Annotated in this window: 17 protein-coding genes and 1 pseudogene; 14 read left to right on the plus strand and 4 right to left on the minus strand. The window is 60.6% G+C overall.

Annotated elements, in window-relative coordinates:
• The first annotated feature begins 127 nt into the window (after positions 1–127).
• Both KGA97_RS16860 and KGA97_RS16865 read left to right on the plus strand, forming a co-directional pair.
• Entirely contained in the window at positions 128–1,255 is a 1,128-nt protein-coding gene (locus KGA97_RS16860) for an NAD(P)/FAD-dependent oxidoreductase (protein WP_192228978.1), read from the plus strand.
• 90 nt (positions 1,256–1,345) lie between these two features.
• On the plus strand, positions 1,346–1,972 hold the full coding sequence (locus KGA97_RS16865) for a transcriptional regulator (RefSeq protein ID WP_008026625.1): 627 nt from the start codon (positions 1,346–1,348) through the stop codon (positions 1,970–1,972).
• A 327-nt stretch (positions 1,973–2,299) separates the two neighbouring features.
• Here the strand turns inward: KGA97_RS16865 and hmpA are convergent, their stop codons facing one another.
• Positions 2,300–3,481 carry an NO-inducible flavohemoprotein gene (gene hmpA / locus KGA97_RS16870; RefSeq protein ID WP_223481129.1) on the minus strand — a complete coding sequence of 394 codons (1,182 nt, stop codon included), beginning with the start codon at positions 3,479–3,481 and terminating at the stop codon, positions 2,300–2,302.
• Between the two features lie 156 nt (positions 3,482–3,637).
• Between hmpA and norR the strand changes: the two genes are divergently transcribed.
• From norR to KGA97_RS16895, 5 genes are all read left to right on the plus strand, one after another.
• Entirely contained in the window at positions 3,638–5,188 is a 1,551-nt protein-coding gene (gene norR / locus KGA97_RS16875; protein WP_223481130.1) for a nitric oxide reductase transcriptional regulator NorR, read from the plus strand.
• A gap of 222 nt (positions 5,189–5,410) precedes the next feature.
• Positions 5,411–6,313, plus strand: coding sequence for a chemotaxis protein CheV (locus KGA97_RS16880; RefSeq protein ID WP_008026621.1), 903 nt, complete (start codon positions 5,411–5,413; stop codon positions 6,311–6,313).
• 25 nt (positions 6,314–6,338) lie between these two features.
• The gene (locus KGA97_RS16885; protein ID WP_192228975.1) at positions 6,339–6,797 is read left to right on the plus strand and encodes a GNAT family N-acetyltransferase; all 459 of its coding nucleotides are present in this window, start codon (positions 6,339–6,341) and stop codon (positions 6,795–6,797) included.
• Between the two features lie 144 nt (positions 6,798–6,941).
• Positions 6,942–7,268 (plus strand): hypothetical protein, encoded by a 327-nt coding sequence (locus tag KGA97_RS16890; protein WP_223481131.1) that lies wholly within the window; start codon positions 6,942–6,944, stop codon positions 7,266–7,268.
• 83 nt (positions 7,269–7,351) lie between these two features.
• Positions 7,352–8,101, plus strand: coding sequence for a YkgJ family cysteine cluster protein (locus KGA97_RS16895; protein ID WP_223481132.1), 750 nt, complete (start codon positions 7,352–7,354; stop codon positions 8,099–8,101).
• On the opposite strand, the gene KGA97_RS16900 is transcribed toward KGA97_RS16895, so the two are convergent.
• The 3 genes and pseudogenes from KGA97_RS16900 to KGA97_RS16905 form a co-directional block, all read right to left on the minus strand.
• Positions 8,098–9,141 carry a methyl-accepting chemotaxis protein gene (locus KGA97_RS16900; RefSeq protein WP_404943255.1) on the minus strand — a complete coding sequence of 348 codons (1,044 nt, stop codon included), beginning with the start codon at positions 9,139–9,141 and terminating at the stop codon, positions 8,098–8,100. The genes KGA97_RS16895 and KGA97_RS16900 overlap by 4 nt on opposite strands.
• A gap of 258 nt (positions 9,142–9,399) precedes the next feature.
• Positions 9,400–9,681 (minus strand): annotated as a pseudogene (locus tag KGA97_RS29605) (PAS domain-containing protein); the annotation flags it as partial.
• A gap of 155 nt (positions 9,682–9,836) precedes the next feature.
• On the minus strand, positions 9,837–10,094 hold the full coding sequence (locus tag KGA97_RS16905; protein ID WP_008026610.1) for a hypothetical protein: 258 nt from the start codon (positions 10,092–10,094) through the stop codon (positions 9,837–9,839).
• A 190-nt stretch (positions 10,095–10,284) separates the two neighbouring features.
• Here KGA97_RS16905 and KGA97_RS16910 point away from each other — a divergent pair, with 190 nt between their 5' ends.
• The 7 genes from KGA97_RS16910 (at position 10,285) to KGA97_RS16940 (ending at position 20,195) form a co-directional block, all read left to right on the plus strand.
• On the plus strand, positions 10,285–11,445 hold the full coding sequence (locus KGA97_RS16910; RefSeq protein WP_223481133.1) for an efflux RND transporter periplasmic adaptor subunit: 1,161 nt from the start codon (positions 10,285–10,287) through the stop codon (positions 11,443–11,445).
• Complete coding sequence (locus KGA97_RS16915; RefSeq protein ID WP_008037306.1) at positions 11,442–14,546, plus strand: multidrug efflux RND transporter permease subunit; 3,105 nt, start codon at positions 11,442–11,444, stop codon at positions 14,544–14,546. The genes KGA97_RS16910 and KGA97_RS16915 overlap by 4 nt, the downstream gene beginning before the upstream one ends.
• 9 nt (positions 14,547–14,555) lie before the next feature.
• A complete protein-coding gene (locus tag KGA97_RS16920; RefSeq protein WP_007916978.1) occupies positions 14,556–15,233 on the plus strand; it encodes a heavy metal response regulator transcription factor in 678 nt (225 codons plus the stop codon).
• The gene (locus tag KGA97_RS16925) at positions 15,223–16,587 is read left to right on the plus strand and encodes a heavy metal sensor histidine kinase (RefSeq protein ID WP_008032291.1); all 1,365 of its coding nucleotides are present in this window, start codon (positions 15,223–15,225) and stop codon (positions 16,585–16,587) included. Before KGA97_RS16920 ends, KGA97_RS16925 begins: the two co-directional genes overlap by 11 nt.
• Positions 16,588–16,821: 234 nt before the next feature.
• Complete coding sequence (locus tag KGA97_RS16930; protein ID WP_008032290.1) at positions 16,822–17,046, plus strand: hypothetical protein; 225 nt, start codon at positions 16,822–16,824, stop codon at positions 17,044–17,046.
• A gap of 194 nt (positions 17,047–17,240) precedes the next feature.
• Positions 17,241–18,551: an OprD family porin gene (locus KGA97_RS16935; RefSeq protein WP_223481134.1), complete on the plus strand. Its 1,311-nt coding sequence runs from the start codon at positions 17,241–17,243 to the stop codon at positions 18,549–18,551.
• Between the two features lie 147 nt (positions 18,552–18,698).
• Positions 18,699–20,195 (plus strand): sensor domain-containing diguanylate cyclase, encoded by a 1,497-nt coding sequence (locus KGA97_RS16940; protein ID WP_223450560.1) that lies wholly within the window; start codon positions 18,699–18,701, stop codon positions 20,193–20,195.
• Positions 20,196–20,277: the final 82 nt, after the last annotated feature.

Below are 20,277 nucleotides of genomic sequence, written 5' to 3' on the forward strand. Positions count from 1 at the left end.
AGGCTTGCCCGCGAAGGCGGTGTGTCATTAAACATATATTGAGAATGACACACCGCCTTCGCGGGCAAGCCTCGCTCCTACAGGGGGCACCGACACTATTGGCATTTGCGCTCGACAGGAGACATTCATGAGCCAGGCAGACTTCATCATCATCGGCGGCGGGATCGCCGGCGCTTCCACCGGTTTCTGGCTGTCGCAGCACGCCCGAGTGATCGTGCTCGAACGCGAATCCCATCCGGCCTACCACTCCACCGGACGCTCGGCGGCGCTATTCACCGCCGCTTACGGCACACCGCAGGTCCGGGCGCTGACCCAGGCCAGTCGCGATTTCTTCGACGCCCCGCCTGCCGGCTTCTGCGAACACCCGTTGCTGACCCCGCGCGGCGAAATGACCGTGGACTTCACCGGCGACCCGGCCGAGCTCAACAACCAATACCTGAGCGCCAAAGCCACGGTGCCAGAGATGCAACTGCTCAGCGCCGACGAGGCCTGCGCGCGCCTGCCAATCCTGCGCCGGGAAAAAGTCCACGGCGCGATCTACGATCCGACCGCCAGCGACATCGACACCGACGCCTTGCACCAGGGTTACCTGCGTGGCATCCGACGCAATAAAAGTGAAGTGCATACCGACACTGAAGTCCTGAGCCTGACCCGCGACGGCGAAGGTGTGTGGCAGGTTCAAACCAACAGCCAGACCTTCAGCGCCCCGGTCATCATCAACGCTGCCGGCGCCTGGGCCGACAAGATCGGCGAACTGGCCGGCGCGAAGCCGCTGGGCCTGCAACCGAAACGCCGTGCAGCATTCATCTTCGCCGGGCCGGAAGGCGCGGACATCCACCATTGGCCGATGCTGGTCAGCCTCGACGAGTCGTTCTACATGAAGCCGGACGCCGGCATGTTCCTTGGCTCGCCGGCCAATGCCGACCCGGTTGAACCACACGACGTGCAGCCCGAAGAACTGGACATCGCCATGGGCATCTACCAGATCGAAGAAGCCACCACCCTGACCATCCGCCGCCCGACCCGCACCTGGGCCGGCCTGCGCAGCTTCGTCGCCGATGGCGATTTGCTGTCCGGTTTCGATCTGCAGGTGCCGGGGCTGTTCTGGGTTGCGGCGCAAGGCGGTTACGGCATCCAGACTTCACCCGCCATGGGCCAGGCCAGCGCCGCGCTGGTACGCGGCGAAGCACTGCCCGAGCAACTCAAGCGTTTTGGCCTGGACGCCGGGATGCTGTCCCCTGCTCGCCTGGGCTGACCGGCGTCCTCAGGTGACGTGTCGACACGATTACGGCAAACTTCCAGCGCCCTTTTTGCAGGGCGCTGACGCTGCCTGGAGCTCCATTGTATGAACGCACCTGTAAAAGACCCGGCCCTGGACAACTTCCGCGCGATCGCCGATGCCATCGCCACGTTGTTCTTCCCCCACGCCGAGGTGGTGCTGCACGATCTGCGCACACAGAAAGTCGACTACATCGCCAACAACCTGTCGAAACGGGAAGTGGGTGACGACTCGGCGCTGGAAGACATGCTCAGCGATGACATCAGCGAACGAAACATCGGGCCGTACGAAAAGTTGAACTGGGATGGTCAGAAAATTCGCAGCTTGAGCAGCGTGCTGCGCGACAGCGACGGTCATCCGCTGGCGGTGTTGTGCATCAACCTGAATATTTCGTTGTTCGAAAATGCCAAGGCCGCGCTGGACCTGTTCCTGTCGCCGAGCAAGCTGATCCCGCAACCGGACTCACTGTTCCGCGATGACTGGCAGGAGCGCATCAATACCTTCCTTCACGGCTGGCTGCGCGAACGTCAACTGAGCCTGAACCTGCTGACCCGCGACCACAAACGCGAACTGGTACTAGCCCTGCACGCCGAAGGCGCCTTCAAAGGCAAAAGCGCCTCGAACTATGTGGCCAACGTGCTGAACATGGGACGGGCGACGGTGTACAAGCATTTGAAAGAATTGAAAGGCTGAAACACCCCGGATTGCCAGCGACACACGCCCTGTAGGAGCACGGCTTGCCTGCGAAGGCGTCTTCAAGATCGCCATCGCCGGCAAGCCAGCTCCTACAAGGTTCTGCGCAAACCACACGATGTTGAGCCCCCCCCAAAAACCTGTAGGAGCCAGCTTGCTGGCGATGGCGATTTTGAAGACACCATCGCCGGCAAGCCGGCTCCTACAAGGTTCTGCGCCAGTCACACAACTCTGATGCGTCCCCAAATCTGTAGGAGCACGGCTTGCCGGCGAAGGCGATCTCAAAGACGCCTTCGCAGGCAAGCCTTGCTCCTACGGGTTTTGTGTTTATTCCAACGCCGAAGCCGGGCCGAAGAACTCGTAGCGGCTTTGCTTCTCCGGCACACCCAAGGCTTTCAGGTGACGTTTCACCGCCGCCATGAAGCCTTTAGGCCCCAGGAAGTACGCATCCAGATCGCGCTGCTGTGGCAACCACTCACCCAGTTGTTCCTGACTCAACAACCCGACCTTGTGCGCCGCCGGGCTCACGCCGTCATCTTCGTCGTAGCAGTAGAAACGCTTGAGTTGCGGGTGACGCTCAGCCAATCCATCAATCCAGTCACGGAACGCGTGAACGCTGCCATTGCGTGCGCAGTGGATAAAATGCACCGGCCGCTTGGTTTCCAGTGCCGCTTCGAGCATGGCCAGGGTCGGGGTAATACCAACGCCGCCGCTGATCAGCACCAACGGTTTATCGCTGTCGCTCAGGGTGAATTCGCCCGATGGCGGGAACAGTTGAATGCTGGCGCCTACGTGCAGTTGATCATGCAAATGGTTCGAGGCGCGGCCACCGTGTTCACGCTTGACGCTGATGCGGTACTGACCTTTGTTCGCCAGGGCCGACAGCGAATAGTTACGACGAATCTCTTCGCCATCGAGGATCAGTTTCATGCCGATGTACTGGCCGGGTTCTGCCGCGAGTATCGGACCTTTGTCTGCCGGTTCGAAGTAGAACGAAATGATTTCCGCGCTTTCCTCGACCTTGGCCGCAACGATGAACTCCCGCGCACCGCGCCAGCCGCCCGGGGCCTGTTCTTTCTGGTCGTAGATGCTGGTTTCAGCGCCGATCAGGATCTCGGCCAGTTGACCGTACGCCGCGCCCCAGGCACTCATCACTTCCGGCGTGGCAATCTCGTCACCCAACACTTCGGAAATCGCACGCAACAGGCAGGTGCCGACAATCGGGTAGTGTTCCGGGAGGATTTGCAGCGCCACGTGCTTGTTGATGATTTTGGCCACCAGGTCGCCCAATTGGTCGAGCTGATCGATGTGGCGCGCATACATCAACACGCCGTTGGCCAGGGCGCGAGGTTGATCACCGGTGGCCTGGTGCGCCTGGTTGAACAGCGGGCGGACTTCCGGGTATTCGGAGAGCATCATGCGGTAAAAATGCGTGATCAATGCTTCGCCGCCGCTTTCCAGCAACGGTACAGTGGATTTGACGATTGCACGGTCTTGAACGCTAAGCATAAGGTGACTCCTGAACGACTTGGTTTTCTAACTGACTGCCCTATGCCTATCAGTTTCCGTGCCAGTTATTTAATCGTTACAAATCAACAAGTTAAAAACATTCTAGTCATAACGACACCCCCTACCTTATAGTCATACCGACTACACGGAGTCACTATGACTGCAAAATCCTTGCTCACCACACTGCTTCCCCTGGTCTCGGACCTGTCCCGCGAACTCCCCGAGGGCGAGCGCTATCGGCGCCTGCTCGAAGCCATGCGCGCCTTGCTTCCCTGCGACGCCGCCGCACTGCTGCGCCTCGATGGCGAGTGGCTGGTGCCGCTGGCCGTCGACGGCTTGAGCACCGACACCCTCGGCCGACGCTTCAAGGTCAGCGAACACCCGCGCTTCGAAGCCCTGCTCAGTAGCCCCGGCCCGACCCGTTTCGCCGCCGACAGCGACATGCCCGATCCTTATGACGGACTGGTCGATGGCCTCGACGATCACCTTGAAGTCCATGACTGCATGGGTTGCCCGCTGTTTATCGACGAACGTCCGTGGGGTTTGCTGACCCTCGACGCCCTCGACCCGGAACGCTTGGAACCGATCGAACTGGACGCCCTGCAAGCCTTCGCCAGCCTTGCCGCCGCCACGGTCAATGCCGCCGAGCGCATCGAACGGCTGGCCAATCGTGTCGAAGACGAGCATCAACGCGCCGAGGTGTACCGACAGGCCAGCGGCCAGCAGAACCGCGAAATGATCGGTCAGAGCAAGGCCCATAAACGCTTGGTGGAAGAGATCAGCCTGGTCGGCGGCAGTGACCTGACCGTGTTGATCACCGGCGAAACCGGGGTCGGCAAGGAACTGGTGGCTCAGGCGATTCACGCCGCCTCGCCCCGGGCCGACAAGCCGATCATCAGCCTCAACTGCGCCGCGCTGCCGGACACGCTGGTGGAAAGCGAACTGTTCGGCCATGTGCGCGGCGCCTTCACCGGGGCAACCAGCGACCGTCGCGGCAAATTCGAACTGGCCAATGGCGGCACGCTGTTTCTCGATGAAGTCGGCGAACTGTCGCTGACGGTGCAGGCCAAATTGCTGCGCGTGCTGCAAAGCGGTCAATTGCAGCGACTGGGTTCGGACAAGGAACATCAAGTCGATGTGCGGCTCATCGCCGCGACCAATCGCGACCTGGCCGAAGAAGTGCGCAGTGGCCGTTATCGTGCCGACTTCTACCACCGGTTGAGCGTTTACCCGCTATTGGTGCCGGCCCTGCGGGATCGCGGGCGGGATGTGTTGCTGCTCAGCGGTTTCTTCCTGGAGCAGAACCGTTCGCGCATGGGCCTCAACAGCCTGCGCCTGAACAGCGATGCCCAGGCATCGTTGCTGGCGTATGACTGGCCGGGCAATGTGCGGGAGCTGGAGCATTTGATTGGGCGCAGCGCGTTGAAAGCGCTGGGTAACTGCAGGGAACGGCCAAAGATTCTCAGCTTGAGTGCGGCGGATCTGGATTTGCCCAGCGGCAGCGTTGAGGTAACGCCCGAGTCGCCGACCGCGACTCCAGTGACGTTGGTGTCAGGGGATTTGCGCGAGGCGACTGAAAGTTATCAGCGGCAATTGATCAGCGCGTGCCTGGATCGGCACCACAGTAACTGGGCGAGCGCGGCGCGTGAGCTAGGCTTGGATCGGGCGAATCTTGGGCGGATGGCCAAAAGATTGGGCATGAAATGAACGCTTTTGTAGGAGCCAGCTTGCTGGCGATGGTATCGCCGTGGTTTGTCTGACTGACCGCGGAAATGCTATCGCCAGCAAGCTGGCTCCTACAGGTTCGGGGTAGCATTTCGATTGCATCGGCATTTAGCCTAAAGCCTGCCCCCATCAAGTCGATAACCCGGCATCGATAGCTTTTGGCGACTTCCATTCGCCCATCACCTTTTTCCACAGAAGGTTTTTATGTCCTCCACCAAAGCCCGCGCAGATTCACTTTCGCTTCTGCTGTTTACCTTGCGCAGCGGCAAGTTGATGGCGATCAACCTGCTCAAGGTCAGTGAAATCATCCCCTGCCCGCCGCTGACCAAGCTGCCGGAGTCGCATCCTCACGTCAAAGGCATCGCCACCCTGCGCGGCGCGTCGTTGTCGGTGATCGACCTGAGCCGTGCGATCGGCGAGCGGCCGCTGGAAGACCCGAACGGCGGCTGCCTGATCGTCACCGACGTCAGCCGCTCCAAACAGGGCCTGCACGTTCAGGCGGTGAGCAAGATCGTCCACTGCCTGACCACCGACATCCGTCCTCCGCCCTTCGGCTCCGGCGGTGTGCGCTCGTACATCACTGGCGTGACCTCGGTCGACGGCACGCTGGTGCAGGTGCTGGACATCGAAAAGGTCATCCACGGCATCGCCCCGGCGCAGATCGAAACGGCCCCGACCGAACTGAGCATGGAAGACGCGGAAGTGCTCGGCAACGCGCGCATCCTGGTGGTCGACGACAGCCAGGTGGCCCTGCAGCAATCGGTGCACACCCTGCGCAACCTCGGCCTGCAATGCCATACCGCGCGCAGTGCCAAGGAAGCCATCGATTGCCTGCTGGACCTGCAAGGCACCGCCCAGCAGATCAACCTGATTGTTTCAGACATCGAAATGTCAGAGATGGACGGCTACGCCTTCACCCGCACCCTGCGCGAAACCCCGGATTTTGCGCACCTGTATGTACTGCTGCACACCTCGCTGGACAGCGCGATGAACAGCGAAAAAGCGCGTCTGGCCGGCGCCAACGCGGTGCTGACCAAGTTCTCTTCGCCGGACCTGACCAAGTGCCTGATCGAAGCGGCCAAGGCGGTCGCCGAACAAGGTCACTGAGTTGGCCGAGGCTTTTTGTTTTCTGATGCGGCGCAACCTGGCGGAGGTTGTGCCCGCAATCACTTGGCCCCAGGGCATTGTCCTGCACGAATATCGTCCAGAACTGGCAGAAGACGTTCATCGTTTGATGGAGCTGGGTTATCTGGACGGTGGCGGGCGCGTACCGGCATTGGATATCTGGCAACAGCGGTTTGAGACGGACCCTGAATACGATCCCTCCCTGTGCTTCATTGCGCAGGATACCGACGGTATCGTGGGTGTATGCCAGTGCTGGACCAGCGCCTACATCAAGAATCTGGTCGTGCACCCGCGAGCCCAGGGTCAGGGTTTGGGCCGGGCGTTGTTGTTGAATGCATTCAACGTGTTTCAGCAGCGTCGCGAAGGTTTTGTGGATTTGAAGGTATTGGAAGACAACCTTCGGGCGCAGCGGTTGTATGAAAGTGCCGGGATGATCGTGGTCCGCCGGGAGCCGGTTCCGGCCTGATACATCGCCTTCGCGGGCAAGCCTCGCTCCTACATTGTGATCACCGTACCTGTAGGAGCGAGGCTTGCCCGCGAAGGGGCCGACACATTCAACCTCATCCCATCAGGCATACTCGGCCCACCCATGCCCAAGGATGCCTGACCCATGAAAGCCACCACTCTCACCTTCCTCTGCCTCACCGCCCTCGCCACCCAAACCCACGCCTCCACCCCAGACGCCTGGGCCGCTTTCGACAAAGCCATGCTTGCCAGTTGCATCAAGGCCAGCGGCCTGACGGACGCTTCCCCCGTCGGCAAAGCCGCACAGTTCGATGACCGTGTCGACTACACCGCCGTGCTCCTGCAAGGCCGCTACCCGCAAAAACACATGAAAGGCCAGCAAGGCACCGAGCTGTGCCTCTACAACAAAAAAAGCAAAACCGCCTACGTGACCGAATGGGACTCCATCCGCCTACCCGCCAAATCCCGGTAAATGGCGCATAACTTGCTTCGTCGCTGACTTCTGCGGTGGCATTCTGTCGCCATTTCGGGCCCTGACAAGCGACTGATCTTTCAATGAATACAACGTTTTCCTGCGTAGGTTGCGGCAAATGCTGCAATGACCATCACGTCCCCCTGACCCTGGCCGAAGCCCGGATGTGGGCGGCCGACGGCGGTCAGGTGATCGTGCTGGTGGAAGGCTTCCTCGGTAATGGCCTCGGCCTGCCGATGCAGCAACGCGAACATGCCGAGCGCCGCTCGGTGGTGGTTCAAAGCGGCGACTGCGAGGCCTACGTGGCCATCACGTTTGCGGCGTACAACGTCGGTCCCTGCCGGAATCTTGACGAAGACAACCTCTGCCGCATCTACGAACGCCGGCCGCTGGTGTGCCGCATCTATCCGATGGAAATCAATCCGCACATCCCCCTCAACCCGGCGATCAAGGAATGCCCGCCGGAATCGTGGGAAAAAGGCCCGGATCTGATCGTTGGCGGTGAATTGGTCGATCACGAGCTCGCAGGACTCATCCAGCGTTCCCGTCAGGCGGATCGCGACGATATCCGCACCAAAGATGCGATTTGCGCCTCACTGGGGATTCGGACCACGGCCCTGAAGGGCGATGGATTCACTGCGTATCTGCCGGACATGAGCGCGTTCGCCACAGTCATCGATCAGGTGGCACAACAGCCGCTGACAGGATCGGACAGTGACTGGCAGTTCCACGTATCGGGTGACGACATCGCCGGGCAAGTGTTGGCGGCGGGTGCGCACGTGGCCACCGAGACGCCGCTCAACTATGCCTTCATTTCGTTGCGCGCGGCTTAACGGCGGGCTCGCCAAAACTCTTGCGCCAACAACCGCAAGTCCCCCGCCAGCCCCGCCACATCGGTGGAATTCGCCTGGCTTTGCTGCCCCTCACTGACCGTGACCTCGCAGGCTGAGCGAATACTGATGATGTTGCGGTTGATGTCTTCGCTGACGCTGCTCTGCTCTTCCACCGCCGAAGCGATTTGCAGGCTCATTTGCGTGATCTGATTGACCCGCCGACTGATCGCGTCCAGCGAATCGGCGGCGCGTCGGGCCTGTTCGACGCTGTTGTCCACCTGTTCACTGCTTTGTTGCATCACCACCACCGCGTCCCGCGTGCCGTTTTGCAGGGTGCTGATCATGCGCTGAATCTCGTTGGTCGATTGCTGGGTACGCTGGGCCAGGCCACGGACTTCATCGGCCACCACCGCGAAACCGCGCCCGGCATCCCCGGCACGCGCCGCTTCGATGGCCGCGTTGAGGGCCAGCAGATTGGTTTGCTCGGCGATGCTGCGAATCACATCCAGCACGCCGGTAATCTCGCTGCTGTGCCCCTCCAGTTGATGAATCACCTCGGTGGCGCGCGCCAGCTCCTCGGCCAGACGCAGCACCGCATGGCGACTTTCACTCACCAATTGATGACCTTCACGGGTTTCGTTGCCGGCCAGGTCGGCCGCCTGGGACGCCTGCTGCGCATGACCGGCAACCTCGGCCACGCTGGCAGACATCTGGTGAATCGCCGCCGCCACCTGATCGGTTTCCGCCTGCTGGGCCAGCGTGCTGTTATGACTGCCTTGCAGGTGTTCGACCAGTTCCGCCGCGTGCCCGGCCAGGCGCTGCGACGCATCGCCGATGCGCCCCACCACCGCGCCGATCTGCGCTTCGAGCATCTGGAAGGCAAACTCGATCTGGCCGAACTGATCGCGGCGACCGGTGTAAACAGCCTGACTCAACGGGTTGTCGGCAATCTGCCGGGCGCGCTCGGTCAACGCTTTCAGCGGACGCAACATGAATCCGGTTCCGACCGCTGCCAAACCACTGCCCACGACAAACGCCAGTACGCCGAAAACGGCTGACGAAGGGTTTAGCCATGCTTCGATGCCCACCACGCAGGCCAATGTCGCGCTGAACAGCGCCGTCACCTTGAGACCCGGACCGAGCACCGGCAGCCGCTGCCACAGTGATGTACGACCACTGCGAAGCTGTGCGTAGGCTTTTTCCGCGGCTTCGATCTGCCGCACCGAGGGTTTGGTCCGGACCGACTGATACTCCACGGCTTTACCGTTCTGCGTCACCGGCGTGGCATACGCGCTCACCCAATAGTGATCGCCATTCTTGCAGCGATTTTTCACCAGCCCCATCCATGAGCGGCCGCTTTTAAGGGTCTGCCACATATGCGCGAAAGCCGCCGCCGGCATGTCCGGGTGGCGCAGCAAGTTGTGCGTCGAGCCCAGCAACTCCTCACGGCTGTAGCCGCAGATGTTGATGAAGTCGTCGTTGGCGTAGGTGATCGCGCTGGTCAGATCAGTGGTCGAGAGGATATTCGCATCAGCCGCAACGTCGACATTACGGCCGGTCACCGGGAGGTTGATCTTCATGGAAAGCGCGCTCGTTGGATGGAAAGAGTCGGCAGGGCTGCTGACTCTAAGCGCACTGATTCCACAAACGTTGATCTGGCTCAGGATATGAGCACTTAGCCATCACCGCGATTGAAAACCGCGGCCGATGGCCAATGGCGGGGGGGCGTTAAAACTCAGCGTTTGCCCATCGAACGACGGGTGCCGGGAGGCGCTGCGCCGGGGGTCTTGGTGTGGCCGTTCTTGGCGCCGTTCTTGTACCAGGGCTGGCTGGCGGTTTTCGCAGCGGCCAGTTCACCCGGTTTGAACGGGAACTTGAATGCCGGGATCGCGGCTTTGGTTTCGCTGTCTGCGCTGGAGTCGACGCTGTCTGGCAGGTCTGCCTGGTCGTCGCTCAAAGCGTCGGCAACCGGCGGTTGTGTCGGGGAAGTCATGAAAGCTCCGGGTGATGCAAAAGAGTCGGGCCCGGTCAGCGAGCCGCGAAAGGCGGCAGTTCAGTCACCACACATCCCAAACTGACAGCGCCGTCAGTTAGCAGTCACCTTCCTGACCGGCGAACAGGTTTATAAAGGAAGGTATAACCCTGACAAAATTCCGTCCTCCCAGCCCCGGCGCCCCACTCGCATGCGAATTCAGAAAAAACCCGCCCTGCTCGCCGCCCTCCTGATTGTCCTGGCAGCGCTGGGCGTGTGGTACGCCACCAAACCGGCCACGGCCAGACTCGCCGCGCCCACGGCGATCCCGGTTCGAGTGGTCAACGTCGCCGAAAAAGACGTCCCTCGTTACGTCAGCGGCATCGGCTCGGTGCTGTCCCTGCACAGCGTGGTGGTACGTCCGCAGATCGACGGCATCCTCACCAGAATCCTGGTCAAGGAAGGTCAATTGGTGAGCAAGGGTGACTTGCTCGCCACCATCGATGATCGCTCGATCCGCGCCAGCCTGGATCAGGCCCGCGCACAGCTCGGCGAAAGCCAGGCGCAGCTGCAAGTGGCGCTGGTCAACCTCAAGCGTTACAAACTGCTGAGCGTCGACGACGGCGTATCCAAACAGACTTACGACCAGCAACAAGCGCTGGTCAACCAGCTCAAAGCCACCGCCCAAGGCAATCAGGCGTCGATTGACGCCGCTCAGGTGCAGCTTTCCTACACACAGATTCGCTCCCCGGTCAGCGGTCGCGTGGGGATTCGTACGGTGGACGAAGGCAACTTCCTGCGCATGACCGACACCCAAGGCTTGTTCACGGTGACGCAGATCGACCCGATTGCCGTGGAGTTTTCCCTGCCACAGCAAATGCTGCCAACCCTGCAAGGCCTGATCAACGATCCGGAACACGCCCAGGTGAAGGCCTACATCGGTGCCGACACCGACGGCGAAACCGGCAACCTGCTGGGCGAAGGCCACCTGACCCTGATCGACAACCAGATCAACGCCAACACCGGGACCATCCGCGCCAAGGCCGAATTCAACAACCCCGGGCAGAAACTGTGGCCGGGCCTGCTGGTAACGGTAAAAATTCAGACAGCGCTGGAAAAGGATGCGCTGGTAGTGCCGCCCACCGTCGTACAACGAGGCCTCGATCAACACTTTGTGTACCGGGTCAAAGGTGACAAGGTTGAAACCGTCCAGGTGCAGATGGTCTATCAAGGCAGCGGTCAGGACATCATCAAAGGCGTGAAACCGGGCGACGTGCTGGTCAGCGACGGTCAGTCGCGCCTCAAGCCCGGTTCGACGGTCCAGGTGCTGACTGACCCCGCGCAAATGGTGCAAACGGAGTCGAAACCATGAAGGGCCACGGCTCGGTTTCTGCGTGGTGCATCGATCATCCGGTGGCGACGATCCTGCTGACGTTTGCCCTGGTATTGCTCGGCGTCATTGCGTTCCCACGGTTGCCCATCGCGCCGCTGCCGGAAGCCGAATTCCCGACCATCCAGGTGGCCGCGCAACTGCCCGGTGCCAGCCCGGAAACCATGGCCTCCTCGGTGGCCACGCCGCTTGAAGTGCAATTCAGCGCCATTCCCGGCGTGACCCAGATGACCTCGAGCAGCGCCCTCGGCTCGACCAACCTGACCCTGCAATTCACCCTCGACAAAAGCATCGACACCGCCGCGCAGGAAGTGCAGGCCGCGATCAACACCGCCGCCGGCAAACTGCCCAAGGACATGCCGAACCTTCCGACCTGGCGCAAGGTCAACCCGGCCGACAGCCCGGTGCTGATTCTCAGCATCAACTCGACCCTGATGCCCGGCCCCGAACTCAGCGATCTGGTGGAAACCCTGCTGTCCCGTCAGATCAGCCAGATCGACGGTGTAGGCCAGATCAACATCACCGGCCAGCAACGTCCGGCGATTCGCGTTCAAGCCTCGGCGGACAAACTCGCGGCCATCGGCCTGACGCTGGCGGACATTCGCCTGGCGATCCAGAACACCAGCCTCAACCTGGCCAAAGGTGCGTTGTATGGTGAGTCGAGCATCTCGACGCTGTCGACCAACGATCAGTTGTTCCACCCCGAGGAGTACAGCCAGCTCATCGTTTCCTACAAGGACGGTGCACCGGTTCACCTGAAGGATGTCGCCAAAGTCGTCAACGGTTCGGAAGATGCCTACGTGCAAGCCTGGGCCGGTGACAAGCCCGGGGTGAACCTGGTGATTTCCCGGCAACCGGGCGCCAACATCGTCGAGACCGTGGATCGCATTCAGGCCGCCCTGCCCGCTCTCGAAGCGATGCTGCCGGCGTCGGTGCAGGTCAAAGTGCTGGTTGACCGGACCCAGACCATCCGCGCCTCGTTGCATGAGGTGGAAGTCACCCTGCTGATCGCGATCATGCTGGTGGTGGCGGTGATGGCGCTGTTCCTGCGTCAGTGGTCGGCGACGCTGATCGTGTCGGCGGTGCTGGGTGTGTCGCTGGTCGCCAGTTTTGCCCTGATGTACATCATGGGCTTCAGCCTGAACAACCTGACGCTGGTGGCGATCGTGGTGGCCGTGGGGTTCGTGGTCGACGATGCGATTGTCGTGGTGGAGAACATTCACCGACACCTGGAGGCCGGCGACGGCATGCGCGAGGCGGCGATCAAAGGCGCCGGCGAGATTGGTTTTACCGTGGTCTCGATCAGTTTTTCGCTGGTGGCGGCGTTCATTCCGCTGCTGTTCATGGGCGGCGTGGTCGGGCGGCTGTTCAAGGAATTCGCCCTGACGGCCACCTCTACAATCATGATTTCAGTGGTGGTGTCGCTGACGTTGGCGCCGACCCTCGCCGCGCTGTTCATGCGTGCGCCGGTGCATCACGCCCACAGCAAAAAAACCTTTGGCGAACGCTTGCTGGCCGGCTACGAAAAGCTCCTGCGCCGTGCCCTCGCCCATCAGAAATTGATGATCGGGGTGTTCGGCATGTCCCTGGCCCTGGCCATCGCCGGCTACATCTTCATTCCGAAGGGTTTCTTCCCGGTGCAAGACACCGGTTTTGTCCTCGGCACCACCGAAGCCGCCGCCGATATTTCCTACGGCGACATGGTGAAAAAACACCTGGCGATGGCGGAAATCGTCGCGGCAGATCCAGCGGTCGCGGCGTTTTCCCACTCCGTCGGCGTCTCCGGCAGTAACCAGACCATCGCCAACGGCCGCTTCTGGATTTCCCTGAAAAAACGCAGCGAGCGCGACGTCTCGGCCAGCCAGTTCATCGACCGCATCCGTCCGCAACTGATGAAAGTCCCGGGCATCGTGCTGTACCTGCGCGCCGGCCAGGACATCAATCTCAGCTCCGGCCCGAGTCGCGCGCAGTACCAATACGTGCTCAAGAGCAACGACGGCGCGACCCTAAGCACCTGGACCCAGCGCCTCACGGAAAAACTGCGCGCCAACCCGGCGTTCCGCGACATTTCCAACGACCTGCAACTGGGCGGCAGCATCACCCACATCAGCATCGACCGCAGCGCCGCCGCGCGTTTCGGCCTGACTGCCAGCGATGTCGACGAAGCGCTGTACGATGCGTTCGGTCAGCGGCAGATCAACGAGTTCCAGACCCAGATCAACCAGTACAACGTGATCCTGGAACTGGACACCAGGCAACGCGGCAAGGCCGAAAGCCTCAACTATTTCTACCTGCGCTCGCCGCTCAGTGGGGAAATGGTGCCGCTGTCGGCGCTGGCGAAATTCGATGCGCCGACGGTTGGCCCGTTGTCGATCGCCCATGACGGGATGTTCCCGGCCGCCAACCTGTCGTTCAACCTGGCGCCCGGCGTGGCGCTTGGCGATGCGGTGATCATGCTCAACCAGGCCAAGGCCGAGATCGGCATGCCGGCCGCCATGAGCGGCAACTTCCAGGGCGCGGCCCAGGCGTTCCAGAGTTCGCTGGCCAGCCAGCCGTGGCTGATTCTGGCGGCGCTGGTGGCGGTGTACATCATTCTCGGCGTGCTCTATGAGAGCTTCGTCCACCCGTTGACCATCATCTCGACGCTGCCCTCGGCGGGGCTCGGGGCGGTGATCATGCTGTGGATTTGCGGCCAGGATTTTTCGATCATGGCGTTGATCGGGCTGGTGTTGCTGATCGGTATCGTGAAGAAAAACGGCATCCTGATGATCGACTTCGCCCTCGACGCCCAACGCAACCGTGGCCTGCCGCCGGAAGAGGCGATTTTCCAGGCCTGCATCACGCGGTTCCGGCCGATCATCATGACCACCCTCGCCGCCCTGCTCGGCGCGCTGCCGCTGATGCTCGGCTACGGCACCGGCGCCGAACTGCGCCAGCCACTGGGGATCGCGGTGGTCGGCGGCTTGCTGGTGAGCCAGGCGCTGACGCTGTTCACCACTCCGGTCATATACTTGTGGCTGGAGCGACTATTTCATCGGCCCAAAAAACCAGCGCCCGTACCGGTGCTGGCGACCACAGACTGAGGCGGGGTCATGCGCGTTCTGATTATCGAAGACGAGGAAAAAACCGCGGATTATTTGCACCGCGGCCTGACGGAACAGGGTTACACCGTGGACCTGGCGCGGGACGGCGTTGAAGGCCTGCACCTGGCGCTGGAAAGCGACTACGCGGTGATCGTCCTCGACGTGATGTTGCCGGGCCTCGACGGCTTCGGCGTGCTGCGCGCCTTGCGTGCGCGCAAGCAAACCCCGGTGATCATGCTCACCGCCCGCGAGCGTGTCGAAGACCGCATCAAAGGCCTGCGCGACGGCGCCGACGATTACCTCGGCAAACCGTTTTCCTTCCTCGAACTGGTGGCGCGTCTGCAAGCGCTGACCCGGCGCAGCGGCGGTCATGAACCGGTGCAAGTGAGCATCGCCGACCTGTGGATAGATTTGATCAGCCGCAAGGCCACCCGCGCCGGCACGCGTCTGGACCTGACCGCCAAGGAGTTCTCGCTGCTCAGCGTGCTGGCCCGCCGGCAAGGGGAAATCCTCTCGAAAACCGCGATTGCGGAAATGGTCTGGGACATCAATTTCGACAGCGACGCCAACGTCGTCGAAGTCGCGATCAAACGCCTGCGCGCCAAACTCGACGGGCCGTTTGACGAGAAACTGCTGCACACGATCCGTGGCATGGGTTATGTGCTGGAGAGCCGTGGTGTCCAGTAATTCGATTGCCCTGCGCCTCAGTGGAATGTTCACGCTGGTGGCGCTTTTGGTGTTTCTGCTGATCGGCTGGGCGCTCTATCAGCAGGTCGACAAAGGCCTGGGTTTGCTGCCCGAAGCCGAACTGGACGCACGTTACAGCGTGCTCGAATCCACCGTCGGCCGTTACGGCACGCCCGAGCATTGGGTGAAGATCAACAACAAGCTCAAGCTGCTCGGCGAAGAAGACAAACGCATCAGTTTCTGGATCACCAGCGGCGATCCGCACTACGAATATGGCAACCCGACGCCGCAGATCCGCGCCTTCGCCGAGGGCCCGCTGGGCATGCGCGATTTGCAGTTGCCGGGCCAGCCTTATCCAATGAAAGTGCTGGTCAGCCAGTTCCCGGCCAAGGATCAACGCCCGCCGCTGCGCTTTATGATCGGCATCGACACCGAGACGTTTTTTCAAACCCAGCATCATCTGCTGATTGCGCTGATCAGCCTGGCGATTGTCGGCGTGCTGCTGGCCTCGGCACTCGGTTATTGGGTGGCGCGGATCGGCCTCAAACCGTTGATCAAGTTGTCTCAGGAGGCTCAGCGCCTGGCGCCGCCGCTGCGTTCCGGGCGTTTGCGCTTATCGTCGTTGCCGCCGGAGCTCAATCAGTTCGTCAACTCGTTCAATTCCACTCTGGAACGGGTCGAACAGGCTTACTCGCGGCTTGAGTCGTTCAATGCCGACGTCGCACATGAACTGCGCTCACCGCTGACCAATCTGATTGGTCAGACCCAGGTTGCGCTGACGCGCGGGCGTTCGGCGGAACACTATTTCGAAGTGCTGCAATCGAATCTTGAGGAGCTTGAGCGACTGCGTTCGATCATCAACGACATGCTGTTCCTCGCCAGTGCGGATCAGGGCAGCAAGGCGACCAAACTGACGTCTACCTCGCTGGCGGATGAAGTGGCGACGACGCTGGAGTATCTGGATTTCATTCTTGAAGACGCGCAGGTTCAAGTGCAGGTCCGTGGCGATGCGCAGGTACGGATCGAGATCGCGCATCTGCGTCGGGCGCTGATCAACTTGCTGAGCAACGCGGTGCAACACACCGAGCCTGGGCAGGTGATTCAGGTGCAGATCGACGTCGAGGACCATCAAGTCAGCATCGGCGTGGCAAACCCCGGTGCACCGATTGCCAACGAACATCTGCCGCGATTGTTCGAGCGCTTCTACCGGGTCGATGCGTCGCGCAGCAACAGTGGCAACAACCACGGCCTGGGGCTGGCGATCGTCAAGGCGATTGCGTTGATGCACGGCGGGGATGTGTTTGTGCGCAGTGACCACGGCATGAATACCTTCGGTATTCACCTTCCTGTCTGACAGACCTGAAAATCTCGCCCCACGCCCCCCCCTGTAGGAGCTGGCTTGCCAGCGATGGCGTCTTCGAAAACAGCGCAAAACTGAAGACCGATCGCCAGCAAGCTGGCTCCTACAAATCGGTGATCTTTGCTTATCCCGCAACAGTCCTTTATTGAATTGGCTCTGTTTCCCATCGGCCAGGATCCTTATCTTTGCGCCACCAAACAGCACTTGCCAAGCAAGAAGGTTTTAAAGATGTCCAACACTATGGGTATTGCCAGCGCTTTCGTTTTGTCCTCTTTGTTCCTCTCCCCATTCGCCATGGCTGAAGAGTCGCAGTCCTTCGTCGCACACAATGCAGCGCGCGCTGCAGCGTTTGAAGAACATCAGAGCGAAATGACGGCCAAGGCGCAGGACGCTGCGCAAACCCCTCAAGCGTCGACCATTCAGGCCCAGCCACGGGTCGAGAAAGATAGCTGATCGCTCACATCGCTCTATTTCCCTCGACACTTTTCATTGGCTCTTCCTGTTGAAAAGTTGTCTTCAAAGCCGCTGCTATCAGCGGCTTTTTTTTGTTGTGGTTCAAACGCTGTCCGGTTCGTCTTCCCTGACAAGAAACATCCCGCACTTCAAAACAATGAAGTGTTCAGTAGACCCAAGGAGCTGTACCGCTAGTGCGTTTCCCTCAAAGATTCAACCCGCTGTTCATTGCAATCGCCGTAACGATGCCAATCAACGCCAAGGCCGCCGACCAAGAAGGTTTTGTCGAAGGTTCGAGCCTCAACCTCAATGCCCGCAACTACTACATGAACCGCAACCGCCTGCAGCAGGCGGACGACAACATTGAATGGGGCCAGGGTTTCCTGGGGGTCTTCGAATCGGGTTTTACCGAAGGCACCGTCGGTTTCGGTCTGGATGCCCACGCCATGCTCGGGCTCAAGCTCGACGGCGGAGGCGGCACCGATAATTCGAGCATCCTGCCGGTCGGCGATGGCAATGGCAAAGCGCCGGGGTCGTTTTCGACGGCGGGTGGCACGCTGAAAATGCGCGCCTTCGATACCGAGCTGAAGGCCGGTGACCTGTTTCTCGCCAACCCGGTGATCGCCGGCGGCGAGACGCGCATGCTGCCGCAGACCTTTCGCGGCGTCAGCTTGACCAATCACAGCTTCGACGGTTTTCTGATCGAAGGTGGCCAGGCGAGTTTCACCAAGCCCTACAACCAAAGCGGTCATACGCGCATCGGCACGTCCTATGGCAGCCTCGCCGAGGGCGACGAAAGCCAGCACCTGAACTGGGCCGGCGTGGCCTGGAGCGGCCTGCCGGGGTTGACCAGCAGCCTTTACGCCGCCGAACTCAAGGACATCTGGAACCAGTACTACTACGACCTGGATTACACCTACGCGCTAAACGAACGGGTCAGTCTCAATCCGGGCCTGCACGTTTATCACACGCAGGACACCGGCGATGCGCTGCTGGGCAACATCGACAACAACACTTACAGCCTGCATTTCACCGTCGGCGTGGGCAATCACAGCGTCACCGCCGCTTACCAGCGGGTCAACGGCAACACGCCGTTCGACTACATCAGCCAGGGCGACAGCATTTTTCTCGACAACTCCCAGCAGTATTCCGACTTCAATGGCCCGAATGAACGCTCGTGGAAACTCAAGTACGCCTACGACTTTATCGGACTCGGCCTACCCGGCCTGACCTCGGCAGTGTCTTACTCTCGGGGCGAGCTGGACCTGACCAAAGCCGATCCAGACAGCCGCGGCTACGCCTCGTGGTACAGCGCCGACGGCAAAAATGCCAAGCACTGGGAGCGTGACATTGATCTGAAGTACGTGGTCCAGGGCGGCAAGACCAAGGACCTGGCGGTGCGCCTGCAATGGGCCACCAACCGTGGGGGCAACGGTTATGGCGCGCTGGATCAGGACACTGATGAATACCGGCTGATCGTCGACTACCCGCTGAATGTCTTCTAAGCTTCGCTAAGCAAAAGGCCAGCATCTTTTGCTGGCCTTTTTTTTATCCGGCCTTTATACAAGCCCTCTGGACGCGACCGGTTTCTGGGACTCTGCCCGACTCTTGTAAAAAACTTTCATAACACCTTATTTGCAGAAGCCAGAACCATGAGTGTGAGCAGTGTGAAATCTCAAGATCCGATCGGGTCGACACGATCGGAGCGACTTCTGATTCTCGGCAGTGTGCTGTTGGTGATTGCGATACTCAGCATCGTGACGTTTCTGCTGATCCGTGAGCGCGCCAACGCCGAATTGTCCGCCGCTCGCGCCGCCAACAACATCGTGCAATTGATCGACGCCGACGTGCTGCGCAATGTCGAACTCTATGATATTTCCCTGCTGGGCTTGATCGCCGCCTCCCAGCGAGAGGATCTCAAGAGCGTATCTCCAGCCATTCGCCATATGGCCTATTTCGACCGCGCCACTGCCGCGCCGTACAAGGGCAATATTTTGTTGCTCGACAACAAGGGCGACGTGATCGCCGACTCGGCTTCGGTGGAGCCCAGGCAAGGCAACTACGCCGATCGCGAATACTTTCAATCTCACGTGAACAACCCGGACCCAGGCATGTTCATCAGCCCCCCCTTTAGAGCCAGGTCGCCCGAACAGGATTGGCGTATCAGTTTCAGTCGGCGGCTGAGCGGCTCCCAGGGTGAGTTTCTGGGAGTAGCCGAAGCCGCCATGCGCTTGAGTTACTTCGATCAGTTGTTCAACAGTTTGAGCATCGGCCGCGATAGCACGGTCAATCTGATCAGCAAGAATGGGATTCTCCTGGCCCAACAACCACGCCTGGCCGAAGAGCTGATTGGCAAGGATTTCAGTAATCGCCCCAATTTCCAGCGCATCGTCAAAGAAGGCAATGGCAGCTTCACCAGCATGTCCGATCGATACCGTGACAAGCGTCTGTACACCTTTTCCAAGGTCGGAAATTTGCCACTGATCGTCATCGTTGCGCTGTCCAGTGATGAAGTTTTTGCGGCCTGGAAGCGCACGGCAGTGGTGGTCAGCTCTGCAACCGTAGCCTTGTGCGTAAGCCTGCTGTGGCTGACGTGGTTGCTACGCCGTGAATTGCGCCGACGTCACAACGCCGAACACGAGCTGGCACAACTGGCCGCCACCGATGCCTTGACCGGCGTAGCCAACCGCCGAACGCTCGATCAAACCCTGCGCCATGAGTGGTTTCGCGCGCAACGCTCCGGCAAACCGCTGTCGGTGTTGATGATCGATGCCGACCACTTCAAAGCGTTCAACGATCAACATGGCCATCAGGCGGGTGACGATGCGCTGCGCGCACTGGCCAAGGTGATCGCCGAGAATGTGCGGCGACCGACGGATCTGGTCGCCCGCTACGGAGGGGAGGAGTTCTCGGTGGTGCTGGCGGAAACGGACAGCGCAGGCGCGCGGCAAATTGCTGAACACATTCGGTCTGCGGTGGAACAACTGCCGTTTGTGGCGGGCGTGGAATCGCCGATTACTGTCAGTATCGGCATCAGTACCTGGACTTCGACGACTGATACCAGCCTTGAACAGTTGCTGATTGCGGCGGACAAAGCGCTGTATCAGGCCAAGGAAAGTGGGCGCAATCGAGTGGTGGCTACGCAGTGAAATTTTCGCTGTAGCGGCCGGCCTCTTCGCGGGCAAGCCTCGCTCCTACAAGTTCAATGCGTACCCTGTAGGAGCGAGGCTT

The sequence above is a fragment of the Pseudomonas sp. BF-B-15 genome, assembly GCF_019946675.1.
GTDB classification, from domain to species: Bacteria; Pseudomonadota; Gammaproteobacteria; order Pseudomonadales; family Pseudomonadaceae; genus Aquipseudomonas; species Aquipseudomonas migulae.